14 protein-coding genes (1 of these 14 only partly in view) are annotated in these 13480 nt (G+C 73.1%); 5 read left to right on the top strand and 9 right to left on the bottom strand.

All coding sequences use genetic code 11. The features are described 5' to 3' along the window. From RMN57_RS26535 to RMN57_RS26525, 3 genes are all read right to left on the bottom strand, one after another. Nucleotides 1-105, bottom strand: the beginning of a protein-coding gene (locus tag RMN57_RS26535; protein WP_313765808.1) for a DUF3710 domain-containing protein. 696 nt of this gene lie to the left of the window's left edge; only the first 105 of its 801 coding nucleotides appear in the window; its start codon is at nucleotides 103-105; its stop codon lies off the left edge, out of view. Between the two features lie 69 nt (nucleotides 106-174). Continuing rightward, nucleotides 175-642, bottom strand: coding sequence for a dUTP diphosphatase (gene dut / locus RMN57_RS26530; protein WP_313765807.1), 468 nt, complete (start codon nucleotides 640-642; stop codon nucleotides 175-177). Beyond that, nucleotides 639-1211, bottom strand: a complete 573-nt coding sequence (locus RMN57_RS26525; RefSeq protein ID WP_313767973.1) for a PaaI family thioesterase — start codon at nucleotides 1209-1211, stop codon at nucleotides 639-641. Before RMN57_RS26525 ends, dut begins: the two co-directional genes overlap by 4 nt. Nucleotides 1212-1352: 141 nt before the next feature. On the opposite strand from RMN57_RS26525, the gene RMN57_RS26520 reads away from it, so the two are divergent. Continuing rightward, nucleotides 1353-1802 (top strand): DUF3093 domain-containing protein, encoded by a 450-nt coding sequence (locus RMN57_RS26520; RefSeq protein WP_313765806.1) that lies wholly within the window; start codon nucleotides 1353-1355, stop codon nucleotides 1800-1802. A gap of 372 nt (nucleotides 1803-2174) precedes the next feature. Here RMN57_RS26520 and RMN57_RS26515 read toward each other — a convergent pair whose 3' ends face one another. The 4 genes from RMN57_RS26515 to RMN57_RS26500 all read right to left on the bottom strand — a co-directional run bounded on the left by RMN57_RS26515 (nucleotide 2175) and on the right by RMN57_RS26500 (nucleotide 6313). Continuing rightward, nucleotides 2175-2474 carry a DUF4193 domain-containing protein gene (locus RMN57_RS26515; RefSeq protein WP_148642658.1) on the bottom strand — a complete coding sequence of 100 codons (300 nt, stop codon included), beginning with the start codon at nucleotides 2472-2474 and terminating at the stop codon, nucleotides 2175-2177. Between the two features lie 565 nt (nucleotides 2475-3039). Further along, nucleotides 3040-4023 (bottom strand): acyl-ACP desaturase, encoded by a 984-nt coding sequence (locus tag RMN57_RS26510; RefSeq protein ID WP_313765805.1) that lies wholly within the window; start codon nucleotides 4021-4023, stop codon nucleotides 3040-3042. Between the two features lie 254 nt (nucleotides 4024-4277). Further along, nucleotides 4278-5594: an ATP-binding protein gene (locus tag RMN57_RS26505; protein ID WP_313765804.1), complete on the bottom strand. Its 1317-nt coding sequence runs from the start codon at nucleotides 5592-5594 to the stop codon at nucleotides 4278-4280. A gap of 65 nt (nucleotides 5595-5659) precedes the next feature. After that, a complete protein-coding gene (locus RMN57_RS26500; RefSeq protein ID WP_238863910.1) occupies nucleotides 5660-6313 on the bottom strand; it encodes a response regulator transcription factor in 654 nt (217 codons plus the stop codon). 462 nt (nucleotides 6314-6775) lie between these two features. Between RMN57_RS26500 and RMN57_RS26495 the strand changes: the two genes are divergently transcribed. Then, nucleotides 6776-6961 carry a hypothetical protein gene (locus RMN57_RS26495; protein ID WP_030301315.1) on the top strand — a complete coding sequence of 62 codons (186 nt, stop codon included), beginning with the start codon at nucleotides 6776-6778 and terminating at the stop codon, nucleotides 6959-6961. Between the two features lie 175 nt (nucleotides 6962-7136). Here RMN57_RS26495 and RMN57_RS26490 read toward each other — a convergent pair whose 3' ends face one another. Beyond that, nucleotides 7137-7940: an inositol monophosphatase family protein gene (locus RMN57_RS26490; protein ID WP_313765803.1), complete on the bottom strand. Its 804-nt coding sequence runs from the start codon at nucleotides 7938-7940 to the stop codon at nucleotides 7137-7139. Nucleotides 7941-7996: 56 nt separating this feature from the next. Next, nucleotides 7997-9154 carry a ferrochelatase gene (locus RMN57_RS26485; RefSeq protein WP_313765802.1) on the bottom strand — a complete coding sequence of 386 codons (1158 nt, stop codon included), beginning with the start codon at nucleotides 9152-9154 and terminating at the stop codon, nucleotides 7997-7999. A gap of 130 nt (nucleotides 9155-9284) precedes the next feature. Here RMN57_RS26485 and RMN57_RS26480 point away from each other — a divergent pair, with 130 nt between their 5' ends. From RMN57_RS26480 to RMN57_RS26470, 3 genes are all read left to right on the top strand, one after another. Next, entirely contained in the window at nucleotides 9285-10541 is a 1257-nt protein-coding gene (locus tag RMN57_RS26480) for an MFS transporter (protein WP_313765801.1), read from the top strand. 114 nt (nucleotides 10542-10655) lie between these two features. Further along, a complete protein-coding gene (locus RMN57_RS26475) occupies nucleotides 10656-11978 on the top strand; it encodes a D-arabinono-1,4-lactone oxidase (RefSeq protein ID WP_313765800.1) in 1323 nt (440 codons plus the stop codon). Between the two features lie 37 nt (nucleotides 11979-12015). After that, nucleotides 12016-12831: a hypothetical protein gene (locus RMN57_RS26470; RefSeq protein ID WP_313765799.1), complete on the top strand. Its 816-nt coding sequence runs from the start codon at nucleotides 12016-12018 to the stop codon at nucleotides 12829-12831. Nucleotides 12832-13480 lie beyond the last annotated feature (649 nt).

The raw sequence follows: 13480 nt of genomic DNA, 5'->3' as shown, positions 1-13480 counted from the left end.
GCTCTCGGCGGAACCTTCGACGTCATCGGCCGTCTCGTCGGCGCTGATGGCGTCGTCGGCGAGCTGCTCGACAGCGTCCTCGCTCTTCTGGCGACGACGGAACACGGTCACTGTCCTTCCCGGTCCAAGACCGATGCGAATACCTGCTCGGCTTCCTGCGAGGCCGCGGGCAGCCTAGACCGCGGCGTGGCCGCCGGTCGACCCGAACCCGCCCTCGGCGCGTGCCGACCCGGGCAGCTCTGCCACCTCGTGGAAGCGGGCCTTCTCGACCTGCTGGATGACCAGCTGGGCGATCCGGTCCCCTCGGCGGAAGCTCACTGCCTCGCGCGGATCCAAGTTGACGACGATCACCTTGATCTCTCCACGGTACCCGGCGTCGACCGTCCCTGGGGCGTTCACCAGAGCAACTCCGCAACGAGCTGCGAGCCCGGAGCGGGGGTGGACGAACGCCGCGTAACCGTCGGGCAGCGCGATGGCCACACCGGTGGGCAGGACGACCCGCTCACCGGGGGCCAGCTCGGCGTCGACGGTGGTGCGCAGATCGGCCCCCGCGTCGCCGGGCTGCGCGTACTCGGGGAGCGGCAGCTCGGGGTCGATTCGCCTGATCAGGACGTCCACCGGCGGACGGGCGGTGCTACTCAAGGATTCACCTCAAAGGCTCGGGCGCGCTTCATCAGATCCTGGTCGCCGAGGACCCTGTCGATGTCCTCGGGACGACCGTGCTTGGTGAAGTGTTCCAGCTTCACCTGGATGAAGAGTGCCTGCGCGCGCACGGCGACCGGCCCGTCCGGCCCGCCGATGCGCGCCTCGCCGGCGCTGTAGATCTTGCGGCCGTGCACGCCGGTGACCCAGGCACGCAGGTGCAGCACCGAGTCGACCGGGACGGGGCAGAGGAAGTCGGTCTCCAGCCGGCCGGTGACGGCGGGGGCGTGCAGCAGCCAGTTCAGCGTGCCGAGCGTCTCGTCCATCGCGGTGGTGAGCAGACCGCCGTGGGCGAGGCCGGGGCCGCCCTGGTGCTCCGAGCGCACGGTGAGCTCGGCGGTGACGTCGAGGCCCTCCCCGGCCACGGCGTCGATCCGGAGACCGCCGGGGTGCTGCGGCCCGCAGCCGAAGCAGTGCTCGTAGTGGGCGCCGAGCCTGGTGCCCGGCGCGGGGGCCTCCGGGGCGCGCGGCGGCAGCACGGCGTCCGGCGGGGGCGTGGTCGGCGACAGCGGCTGGGTCGGCGCCGGCTGCGCGGTGGGGGTGGTGGGGGCTATGGAACCGGTCACGGCGGACAACCCTACCGACCGGTAGGTGGCTTGGTTCCGGGGGTGGCGTCCCGGGCCGGCCGTAACGGCGCCCACAATGGGGTCATGTACGACGAACGCCTCACCGTGCCGCGCTCCTGGTGGCTGCTCCCGGTCGCGATCGGGTTCACGCTCGCGTTGATCATGCTGCGTCTCACCGCCGTGGGCGCGCTGGTCGGGCTGGTGGTCGGCATCGCCGCCGGCGCGGCCGCGATCAGCAGCTACGGCTCCGCCCGGATCCGCGTGGTGCAGGGCTCGCTGGTCGCGGGCCCGGCCCGGATCCCGGTCGACGCCCTCGGCACCGCGCAGCCGCTGAGCCCCGCCGAGGCGGTGGCCTGGCGCGGCCCGAAGTCCGACCCGCGCGCCTTCATGCTGCTTCGCAGCTACGTGCCGACCGCCCTGCGCGTCGAGGTCAGCGATCCGGCCGACCCGACGCCGTACCTCTATCTCTCCACCCGTTCGCCGATGAAGCTGGCCGAGGCGCTGGAGGAGGCCCGACGCGGCGCCCGCGCCTGAGCCCGCGGCGGGCCCCGGACGACGGGGGCCCGCACAGCTGGGGCCCGCACGACGGAGCCCCGCCACGCGGACGGCCCGCGTGACCGGCGGGCCCGAGCGACACCGGCCGGGGGCCGGACAACCGGAAAACGGAGAGGGACGGTTCCGCGGTGCGGGACCGTCCCTTCGATTCCGGTAGCGCCCTGGGTGCCGCCCGAAGGGGCACCCGGTGCGAGACGCGGTACTGCGCTGGTACTACCTGACTCCGTACTGCTGGTGCGTCCGCCTCGACGGCCGCCGAAACTGCCGTCCGGCCCCGCTGCCCGGGGCCGGAAGGGGCGGTGTGCCGGTCTCGCAGCAGCCGCGAGGACCGGACCGTGGCCGCCCTCGTGCTCAGGCGCCGCAGTCCCGGCAGATCGGGTTGCCGTTCTTCTCGCTGTACAGCTGACTGCGGTGGTGCACCAGGAAGCAGCTCATGCAGGTGAACTCGTCGGCCTGGCGCGGCAGCACCCGGACGGAGAGCTCCTCGTTCGAGAGGTCGGCGCCCGGGAGCTCCAGGCCTTCGGCCGCCTCGAACTCGTCGACGTCGACCGAGCTGCCGGTCTTCTCGTTCCGCCGAGCCTTCAGTTCCTCGATGCTGTCCTCGTTGAGGTCGTCATCGGTCTTGCGTGGGGTGTCGTAGTCCGTTGCCATTGTTCGCTCTCCCCCTCCGGGTTGTGCGGTGTGCGGTATCTCCAGCGCACGTAACGCATGGGGGGTCGGTCTTGTGCCCGACCCGAGGCGGAGATTTTGCCTTACTTCAAGCCCTGTTACTCAATCGACACTCAGCCAGGGGTCCGTTGGGGTGATCCGCTCGGGCTCGGGGGGCCTCACGCTGGGCCATCGCCGGCGGGCGGCGAGGCCCGCCCGACGGACACGCACAGTGATCGGCGACCGGCCGAACGTCTGCCAATTCCCTTGCCCACCAGCACTGAGCGTCAACCCACCCCGCCGAGGCCGACCCGGGATTCGCTCACGCACGGCAACCTGGGGACCGTCCGCCATGATCACGCTCCGGGGTCGGGCCGACCCGCGGAGCGACACGGTGTGAGCTTGGTCACGTTCCGAACCTTCCGGGGCAAACCGCGGGAAATCCCCCCAAGCGGAACGGCCGGTCCCGAGCCCGCGGCACGCCGCGGTTCGTGTCCGGCCGCTCCTGCGGTCAGGGTGGACGACGGCCCGCCCGGGGCCCCGTCCGGGCCCGCTGCCGCCGGGCCCGCTACCGGGCGCCGGCCCGCGCGGCGCGGCGGGCCAGCAGGGCGGCCTGGCGCTCCTCGAACTTGCGCGCCTGCTCGTCCAGGCCGCCGAGGAAGACGCCGAGCTCGTCCTGGGCCTGCTGACCCGTCGGCCCCAGGTCGGCGACCTCCATCACCTTGAGGTGGCGCAGCACCGGCTGCAGCACGTCGTCGTGGTGGATGCGCAGGTTGTAGACGCCGCCGATGGCGATCTGGGCGGCGGCCCGCTCGAAGCCGGGGATGCCGTGGCCGGGCATCCGGAAGTCGGTGACCACGTCGGCGATGGCGCGCATGGCCTGGTCGGGGGCGATCTCCAGGGCGGCCTTCAGCAGGTTCCGGTAGAAGACCATGTGCAGGTTCTCGTCGTTGGCGATCTTCGCGAGCAGCTGGTCGCAGAGCGGGTCGCCGGCGAAGTGCCCGGTGTTGCGGTGCGAGATGCGGGTGGCGAGCTCCTGGAAGGCCACGTAGGCGACCGAGTGCAGCATGCTGTGCGAGTTGTCGGACTCGAAGCCCTCCGACATGTGGGCCATCCGGGCCCGCTCCAGCTCGTTCGGGTCGACGGCCCGGGTGGCGAGCAGGTAGTCGCGGATGGCTATGCCGTGCCGGCCCTCCTCCGCGGTCCAGCGGTGCACCCAGGTGCCCCAGGCGCCCTCGCGGCCGAACATGGTGGCGATCTCGTGGTGGTAGCTGGGGAGGTTGTCCTCGGTCAGCAGGTTGACCACGAGCGAGACCCGCCCGAGCGGCGTCACCTGGGACTGCTCCACCGACCAGGCCTCGCCGCCCAGCACGCCGTCAAAGTCGCGGCCCTGGCTCCACGGGACGAACTCGTGCGGCATCCAGTCCTTGGCGACCTTCAGGTGGCGGTTGAGCTCCTTCTCCACCACCTCTTCGAGGGCCATGATCAGTCGCGCGTCGGTCCAGGCGCTCGAACCGAGCGAGGCGGTGCGCTGCACGGGGGCGATGGTCACGAGTCTTGCTCCTGGGGGACGGCACGCACGGGGACGGGCGCGTTGGGGGCGGGCGCGGGAGGCGCTCTGTCGGGACGCACTTACGGTTGCGTAGGTTACGACACCGTAAGTTGCCCGGACCGGAAAAGACAAGCCGCCCCCGCCAGGCCTTATGTCGTCTTGACAGGCCTGACGGGGGCGGCGGAATCGGTCGGCGCACGGAGCGCGGCGCACCCGGACGGCGTAACGGGCCGAGGAGGGCCCTGTGGAGGCGGTCAGGCTCCCGGGATACGCACCCGCATGGTGAGGCCGCCACCGGCGCGCGGAGTGGCCTCGACGGTGCCTCCGTGCGCGCGGACCACCGAGCGGACGATGGAGAGGCCGAGACCGACCCCCTTGTCGCTGCGGGTCCGGTCGGCGCCCTTCACCCGGCGGAACGGCTCGAAGATGTGTTCCAGCTCGTAGCCGGGGACGACCGGGCCGGTGTTGGAGACCACCAGCTCGCCCCCGCCACCGGGCACCTGGGCGGTGGTGATCTCCACCCAGCCGCCGGCGGTGTTGTAGCGCACGGCGTTCTGCAGCAGGTTGAGGGCGAGGCGCTCCAGCAGCACGCCGTTGCCGGCGACCACGGCCGGGCCGAGTTCGGAGCGCAGCTCCACCTCGCGCTTGCCGGCCTCGGCCCGGGTCTGCTCCAGCGCCCGGGTGGCCACCTCGGAGAGCTCCACCGCACGGCGGTCGGTCAGCTCGTTCTCGCTGCGGGCGAGCAGCAGCAGGCCCTCGACCAGCTGTTCGCTGCGCTCGTTGGTGGCCAGCAGGGTCTTGCCGAGCTGCTGGAGGTCGGGCGAGGCGGCGGGGTCGGAGAGCTGGACCTCCAGCAGGGTGCGGTTGATCGCCAGCGGGGTGCGCAGCTCGTGCGAGGCGTTGGCGACGAAGCGGCGCTGGGAGTCGAAGGAGCGGTCGAGCCGGTCGAGCATGTCGTCGAAGGTGTCGGCGAGCTCCTTGAGCTCGTCGTCCGGCCCGTCCAGCTCGATCCTGCGGTGCAGGTCGGAGGAGGCCACCTCGCGGGCGGTGCGGGTGATCCGCCCGAGCGGGCGCAGCACCCGGCCGGCCATCGCGTAGCCCGCCGCGAAGGCGATCACGGCCAGGCAGACCAGCACCGTGAGGGACTTGCGCAGCAGGGTGTTGAGGGCCGAGTTGGACGCCAGGTCGTGCCGGTTGGCGAGGTACTGGTTGAACTGCTCGCTGCTCATCGGCACGCCGTTGACGGTGATGTCCTTGCCGAACACGAAGGACGGCGGCGCGACGTCGTGCAGGGCCTGCCGGACGAAGAAGTACATCAGGAGCAGCAGCACCACTCCGGCCATCAGGAACATCCCGCCGTAGAGCAGGGTGAGCCGCATCCGGATGGTGGGGCGGAACGGCAGCCAGGCGAGCATGCCGTCGCCGGGGACGTAGGTCTCGCGGGACGCCGTGTGCAGCCGGGGCACCCGCGGCAGGTGCGCGGGCTTGGGCGGGACGGGCTTGGGCGGGACGGCGCGCGGGCCGCCGGCGGGCGCGCCGGAGGGCCCGCCGGCCGGGGGCGGGGTGGTCATGGTGTTCCTCTCGGGGCGTCCGCCGGGCGGCGGGCGCGGTGGGTCCGGCGCGGTGGCCGGAGGGGTCAGATCCGGTAGCCGGAACCGGGGACGGTGACGATCACCGGCGGGTCGCCGAGCTTGCGGCGCAGCGTCATCACGGTGACCCGGACGACGTTGGTGAACGGATCGGTGTGCTCGTCCCAGGCCTTCTCCAGCAGCTGCTCGGCGGAGACGACGGCACCGCCGGCCCGCATCAGCACCTCCAGGACGGCGAACTCCTTGGGGGCCAGCTGGACGGTCCGCCCGTCGCGGATCACCTCGCGGCGGCCGGGGTCGAGCGAGATGCCGGCGCGCTCCAGCACGGGCGGCAGCGGGACGGTCGCGCGCCGGCCCAGCGCCCTGACCCGGGCGACGAGCTCGCTGAAGGCGAACGGCTTCGGGAGGTAGTCGTCGGCGCCGATCTCCAGGCCCTCGACCCGGTCGCTGATGTCGCCGGAGGCGGTCAGCATGATCACGCGGGTGGCCAGGCCCTGGTCGACGACGCTGCGGCAGACGTCGTCCCCGTGGACGAGCGGCAGGTCGCGGTCGAGGACCACCACGTCGTAGTCGTTGACCGCGATGCGCTGGAGCGCGGCCTCCCCGTCGTACACCACGTCGACGGCCATCGCCTCGCGGCGCAGGCCGGTCGCGACGGCCTCGGCGAGCAGCTGCTCGTCCTCGACGACGAGAACCCGCACGGTCGTTGTCCCTTCTCCAGGCCGGCCCCGGAAGCGGACGCACGGCTCCGACGGTGCCTCCATCCTGCCTGGTCCCGCGGTAAAGCAGCGATAAGCTGCCCCGGAGGCACGGGCGCCGGCCGGACGCCGACCGCCGTGATCACCGCCCGGGGCGCGATTCGCACCCGGAGCACTCCGCTTGGCCTGTGACACAGGCAACTTTCTCGCGGTGGGAGGTTTCCCCGGGCCGGGGGCGGGGAGGACAGGTGCACACCCGCGATCTGGCTGTTGGCCGATCGCACCCACCCGCCGTGCGTTCATCCGCGCCGGCCCTGGGGCTGGGGCGTCACCGGGAGCGGCCGAGGGCCGTCTCCGCGCCCGTCCGGAGTTCACCACCGACCGGATCGGACGCTACCGCTGGCCACCACGACCCTGGGGCGGGGGACGCACAACGTGCACGTCCGACACAGTAAGGGGGCCCGTATGGACGCCTTCACCGCCGGAATCCTGCAGCGCATAGCCAACGCCGAGCAGGATCTGCACCGCGCGATCGAGGCCGGGGACGAGTTCCTGGCCGAGGTGGAGCAGTCCGAGCTGGACGATCTCCGCCGGCTCGCCGCCGAACACGGCGTCGACACGGTGCTGGAGCGCCACCGCACCGCCGCCTGAACCGCCCGACCCGCCCGACCCGACGCCGGTCCTCCGGCACCAGCGGCCCTGTGGGGGCCGTGCGAGATCCCAAGCCCTGGCATCCCCGTTATGCCAGGGCTCTTCGTTCGCCCGCGGGGCACTCGTCGCCGAGTGCCCCGCGGTGACGGCCGAGTACTGAGCGCCAGGACGGGCCCTAGTCCGCCCAGGCGCGGAGCTCGGCCAGGCGCTCCTGGAGCGGCTCGTAGACGCCGGGTGCGGCCGCGACGGTGAGGTCGCCGTCGGGGCCGTGCCCCGGGCGGCCGCCGACCAGGGCGCCGGCCTCGGCGGCGATCAGGCAGCCCGCGGCACGGTCCCAGGGGGCGAGCCCGCGCTCGTAGTAGCCGTCCAGGCGGCCCGCGGCCACGTCGCACAGGTCGACGGCGGCGGCCCCGCCCCGGCGGATGTCGCGGACCTCCGGCATCAGGGCGAGCAGGATCCCGGCCTGCCGGACCCGCACCTCGCGGACGTAGTTGAAGCCGGTGGCGATCAGCGCCTGCCCCCACGGCGGGGCCGGTCGGGCCCCGATCGGGCGGCCGTCCAGGAGGGCGCCGCGGCCGAGGACCGCCTGGAACAGCTCCCCGCGCGCCGGGGCGTGGACCACGCCGACGACCGCCCGGCCGTCGATCTCGGCGGCCACGCTGACAGCCCAGGAGGGCAGTCCGTAGAGGTAGTTGACGGTGCCGTCGAGCGGGTCGACGACCCAGCGGACCCCGCTGGTACCGGGCCGCTCGGCGCCCTCCTCGCCGAGGTAGCCGTCCTCCGGGCGGCGGGCGCCGATCAGCTCGACGACCAGCTTCTCGGAGGCGAGGTCCATCTCGGTGACCACGTCGACCGGGCTGCTCTTGGTCCCCGCCACGCCCAGGTCGGCGGGCCGGCCGTCGCGCAGCAGGGCGCCCGCCTGCCGGGCGGCGTCGAGGGCGACGTCGAGCAGTTCGTCGAGCAGTTCGGGGCTGGGCACGGGGTCCTCCTCGGGACGGGGTCGTCGGCACCGGGTCTCGGCGCGGGACGGGATCGTCAGCGTTCGGCGGCGGCCGGGCGCGGGGCTCGCGGGTTGGGGCAGCAGGCCACCGCGCAGACGTCGTGGCTGGGGCCGAGCCCCCCGATCGCGCACCGGGTCGCGGCCTCGCCGCGCTCCGCGGCGGCCCGCTCCAGGACGAGCTCGCGCACCGCGGCGGTGAACCGCGGGTCGGTGCCGACGGTGGCGGCGCGGGCGACCGGCAGGCCGAGCTCGGCGGCCTTCGCCACCGCCTCGGTGTCCAGGTCGTACTTGACCTCCATGTGGTCGGAGACGAAGCCGATCGGGACCATCACCACGGCGGGCGCGCCGTCGGCGTGCTGCGCCTCCAGGTGGTCGCAGATGTCGGGCTCCAGCCACGGGATGTGCGGGGCGCCGCTGCGGCTCTGGAACACCAGCTCGCAGCCGCGGTCGGCGACGCCGGTCCGCTCGGCGACGGCCGCGGCGATCAGTCGGGCGACGTCCAGGTGCTGGGCGACGTAGGCGCCGCCGGGCCGGCCGCGGGCCGGGTCCTGCGGGTCGCCGGAGCTCTCCGCCATGGTCTCCGGGATGGAGTGGGTGGTGAACGCCAGCCGGGCGCCGTCCCGGACCCCGGCGGGCAGTTCCTCCAGCGCGGCCACGGTGGCGTCGATCATCGGCTCGACGAAGCCGGGGTGGTTGTAGAAGTGGCGCAGCTTGTCGACCCGCAGGGCGGGCAGCCCCTCCTCGGCGAGCGTCGCCAGCGCGTCGGCGAGGTTCTCCCGGTACTGGCGGCAGCCGGAGTAGCCGGCGTAGGCGCTGGTGGCGAGGACGGCGACGCGGCGGTGCCCGTCGGCGGCGATCTCCCGCAGGGTGTCGACCAGGTACGGCGCCCAGTTGCGGTTCCCCCAGTAGACCGGCAGGTCCAGGCCGTGCTCGGCGAAGTCCTTGCGCAGCGCGGCCAGCAGTTCCCGGTTCTGCTCGTTGATCGGGCTCACGCCGCCGAACATGAAGTAGTGCCTGCCCACCTCCTTGAGCCGCTCCCTGGGGATGCCCCGGCCCCGGGTGACGTTCTCCAGGAAGGGCACCACGTCCTCCGGGGCCTCGGGCCCGCCGAAGGAGAGCAGCAGCAGGGCGTCGTACGGCGGGGCCGCGACCGGAGCGGCGCCGGAGGGCGAGGGATTGCGCACGTCGGACATGGGACCGATCCTGCCATTGAGGGGCCGGGCCGCGCGGACAGAGCCGCGTCAGGTGTCCGGAAAATACCGATTGCCAAGGTACGTAAGCTGTGTTGATCAGCCTCGTTCCTTACCCCCGCGGAGCTCCCCCGTGCTGTCCAGCTACCGCCAGATCTTCGCCGCCCCCGGCAGTCTGGCCTTCTCGTCCGCCGGCTTCATAGCCCGGCTGCCGATATCGATGACCGGCATCGGCATCGTGACCATGCTCTCCGAGCAGAGAGGGTCGTTCGGCGTGGCGGGCGCGGTGTCGGCCACCCTGGCGATCGCCGCCGGCGTGCTGGGCCCGGCGGTCTCCTGGCTGATCGACCGCCACGGACAGCGCCGGGTCGCCCTCCCCGCCGCCGCCCTCACCGTGGCCGCCGCGATCGGGCTGCTGCTCTGCGCGCACTTCGAGGCACCGGCCTGGACGCTGTTCCTGTTCGCCGTCGGCATGGGCGTGATGCCCAGCGCCGGCGCGATGGTCCGCGCCCGCTGGGCCCACCTCTACCGGGACGCACCGGCCAAGCTGCACACCGCCTACTCGCTCGAAGCGGTGGTCGACGAGTTCTGCTTCATGGTCGGCCCCATCGTCGCCGTCAGTCTGGCCACCAACGCCTTCCCCGAGTCCGGCGTGCTCGCGGCCGTCGTCGCGTTCACCGTCGGCATCGCCCTGTTCACCGCCCAGCGCCGCACCGAACCGCCGGTCCACCCGGCCTCCGCCCACAGCGGCGGCAGCGCCATCCGCAACGGCGGCCTGGTCGTCCTGGTGCTGACCTTCATCGCCACCGGGGCGATCTTCGGCTCGGTCGAGATCGTCACCGTCGCGTTCGCCAGGGCCCAGGGCCACGAGGGGCTCGCCGGCACGGTCCTCGCCGTGTGGGCGCTCGGCTCCGGACTGGCCGGCATGGTCTACGGCACCCTCAAGCCGAAGGGCTCGCTGGCGAACCGTTTCTTCGCCGGGGTGCTGATGATGGCGCTCAGCATGATCCCGGTCCTGCTCGTCGCCTCGACCGTGCAGGGCATGACCGGACTGCTCGCCGTCGGCGCCGCCCTGCTGATCGCCGGCGTCGCCATCTCCCCCACCCTGATCTCCGCAATGGCCCTGGTCGAACGCCTCGTCCCGGCCTCCCAGCTGACCGAGGGCATGGCCTGGACCACCACCGGCCTCGCCCTCGGCGTCGCGTTCGGCTCGGCGGCCGGCGGCTGGGTGGTCGACGCCGCCGGCGCGGCCGGCGGATACTGGGTGCCCCTGGTCGCCGGGGTCTTCGGCGTCCTCGCCGCCCTCGCCGGGCTGCGCCGTCTGCAGGCCGGCATCGACGCCCCGGAGGCCCCCGAGCCGGCCGGACAGACCGTAGACCTCGAACGGTGAACTGACTACTCTCTCCCTACCCGCGGCCCTACCCGCGGGTAGGGAGACCGCAGGGCGGGCCGACCGCCCCGGAGCGAGCCGACACCGCTCGGCCGCGGAGCAGGAGGCAACCGCATGCCCCAGGCCAGTACCGCACCCCGCACCCGCTGGACCAACTGGGCCGGCAACCAGAGCGCCCACCCGTTCCGGGTGGTCACCCCCGGGACCGCGGAGGAGCTGGCCAAGGAGATCCTGCGCGCCGCCGACCAGGGCCGCACCGTCAAGGCGGTCGGTTCCGGCCATTCCTTCACCGCGATCGCCTCGGCCGGCGACGGCGTCCTCGTCCGCCCGCACGCGATGACCGCCGTCCGGGCGGTCGACCGCGAGGCCGGCACCGTCACCGTCGAGGCCGGACTCCCGCTGGCCCGGCTCAACCGGCTGCTCACCACCGCCGGACTCTCGCTCACCAACATGGGCGACATCGAGGTGCAGACCGTGGCCGGCGCGACCAGCACCGGCACCCACGGCACCGGCCGGGACTCCGGCTCGCTCGCCGCCCAGATCCGCTCGCTGGAGATCGTCCTCGCCGACGGCGGCATCCGGCACTGCTCCCCCACCGAGAACCCGCGCCTCTTCCAGGGCGCCCGGCTCGGCCTCGGCGCCCTCGGCGTGATCACCGCGCTCACCTTCGCGGTCGAACCGGCCTTCCTGCTCACCGCGCACGAACAGCCGATGCGCTTCGACGAGGTGCTCGACCGGCTCGACGACCTCACCGCCGTCAACGAGCACTTCGAGTTCTACTGGTTCCCGCACACCGACCGCTGCTCCACCAAGCGGAACAACCGCAGCCAGGGCCCGGCCGCCCCGCTCCCCCGGTTCAAGGAGTGGCTGGAGGACGACTTCCTCTCGAACACCGTCTGGGAGGGCGCCTGCCGGATCGGCCGGCGCTTCCCCGCCACCGTTCCCACCATCGCCTCGCTGGCCAGTCGCGCCTGGTCGGACCGCAGCTACACCGACACCGCGTACAAGGTGTACACCAGCCCGCGGAAGGTCCGCTTCACGGAGATGGAGTACGCGGTGCCGCGCGAGGCCGTCGGCGAGGTGCTGCGCGAGCTGAAGGCCATGGTCGAGCGCTCCGACTGGCGGATCAGCTTCCCGGTCGAGGTGCGGTTCGCGCCGGCCGACGACCTCTGGCTCTCCACCGCCAACGGCCGCGACAGCGCCTACATCGCCGTCCACCTCTACCGGGGCTCCGCCGAGCAGGGCTACTTCACCGAGGTGGAGAAGCTGATGACGGCCCACGGCGGCCGCCCGCACTGGGGCAAGCTGCACACCCGCGACGCCGGCTACCTCGCCGGGGTCTACCCCCACTTCGCCGACTTCACCGCGCTGCGGGACGAGGTCGACCCGCAGCGCGTCTTCGGCAACGACTACCTGCGCCGGGTACTGGGCGCTTGAGCCGCGTCAGTTCCCGGTCGGCGCCGGGGCGGCCGGGGTGACCGGGGCGACCGCCCCGGTCGGGGCCGGCGGCTGCGGGGTCGACCCGCCGGCCGGCTTCGACGCGCCGCTCGGCGACACCCCGCCCGTCGGACCGGCGGTCGGCGTCGAGCTCCCGCCGGCCGACGGCGAGGGCCCGCCGCCCCCGGCACTCGGGCTCGCGCTCGGCGACGGCGGGGCAGCGTCGTCCCGACCGGCCGACGGCGACGGAGACGAGCCGCCACCGCCCGGCAGCGGAGCACCCGACGGGGCGCCGGCACCACCGGAGCCGTCCGACGGGGCACCGGCCGGAACGTCGGCCGGCTTCGACGGGCCGGACGGATCCGACCGGTCCGACGGACCCGACGGCCTGGGGGCGACCGTGCCGCCGAACGAGGTGCCGCTGCCCGGCTCCCCCTGCACCGTCGCCGACACCGGCCGGCCGGTGGCCAGCTCGAAGGCGACGATCGGCGTCATCGCCAGCACGAACACCAGGCCGGACACCGTCGCGAAGGTCCGCCACGTCCACCGCCGGCGCACCCGCACCACCCGGGGCGCGTTCCACTCCGAGGAGATCGGCGACCGCCCCGCCCCGGAGCCCGCCGCGCCCGCCGCGGCCGCCGGATCGAACGCCCACCCGGACGTCGCCCCGGACGTCGCCCCGGACACCGGGCCGGCCGGCACCTGGCGCAGCGCGTTCACCTCCACCCCGGGCCCGGTCCGGTCCACCGCCTCGCGCAGCTGCTCCCCGGTCCGTCTGAAGAGGTGTTGGAAGACCGCACTGCCCGTGGTCGCACCGACACTCACCACCGCGGCGCCCAGAATGGTGCCGTAGACGCCGAGTTCGGACGCGAGCACCGCCCCCACCACGGCGGCCAGTGCGCTGGCGGCGACCTGAGCCACACTCAGATCAATTCGCCTGCGACCTTCCCTCTCCTCCTCCTCGGCGGCGGGCCTCTGCTCCGGCATCGACATCCCTCGTCAGTACGACTGTCCTTCGAACAAGTCACTCCATCTTGCCCAAAGAAGGACACAAGGGACGAAAATGCGGTTGCAGGCGGGAGATATATGTGAAGATGATCACCGTTCCGTGGTCGACCGTCCGCCATTGGGGGAGTGCGCTCTTGAGATTCCCGTGAATCGCGGGAGACTTGAGCGGCGAGCCGCCCCTTTGGATGCCACGAATGGAGTACTGTTCGTAAAGCCTGAGCCTTGGGTCGACTTGTCGACTGCCCATCAACCGGCAGCTTGACAAGGAGCCACGGAGCAGGCACGCACGGCGACGCCCGCCCCGGATCGTCGCGTTCACTGCTCGTGCGAGGACGGCCGGGACACCCAGGCGCGACGTCGACGGATGGCGTGGCAAAAAGGCAACCGTGCCACAGCGGCGTGCCCGGGCGTAAGCCCGACACGCCGGGGAACTCAGCAAGGTTGTGGCCAGTCGCGAGCGGGCAGGCCACACTCAGTACGGGAGCAGCGACGCA

It is taken from the genome of Kitasatospora sp. CM 4170, from assembly GCF_032110285.1.
GTDB classification, from domain to species: Bacteria; Actinomycetota; Actinomycetes; order Streptomycetales; family Streptomycetaceae; genus Kitasatospora; species Kitasatospora aburaviensis.
The sequence above is the reverse complement of the archived record's forward strand: the minus strand, read 5'-3'. Positions and strand labels throughout refer to the sequence as shown.

Coding starts and splice junctions, on each gene's coding strand:
- RMN57_RS26515 (WP_148642658.1), bottom strand. CDS start 2,474: ATGGCAACGGACTACGACACCCCACGCAAGACCGATGACGACCTCAAC.
- RMN57_RS26495 (WP_030301315.1), top strand. CDS start 6,776: ATGGACGCCTTCACCGCCGGAATCCTGCAGCGCATAGCCAACGCCGAG.
- RMN57_RS26505 (WP_313765804.1), bottom strand. CDS start 5,594: ATGACCACCCCGCCCCCGGCCGGCGGGCCCTCCGGCGCGCCCGCCGGC.
- RMN57_RS26475 (WP_313765800.1), top strand. CDS start 10,656: ATGCCCCAGGCCAGTACCGCACCCCGCACCCGCTGGACCAACTGGGCC.
- RMN57_RS26520 (WP_313765806.1), top strand. CDS start 1,353: ATGTACGACGAACGCCTCACCGTGCCGCGCTCCTGGTGGCTGCTCCCG.
- RMN57_RS26485 (WP_313765802.1), bottom strand. CDS start 9,154: ATGTCCGACGTGCGCAATCCCTCGCCCTCCGGCGCCGCTCCGGTCGCG.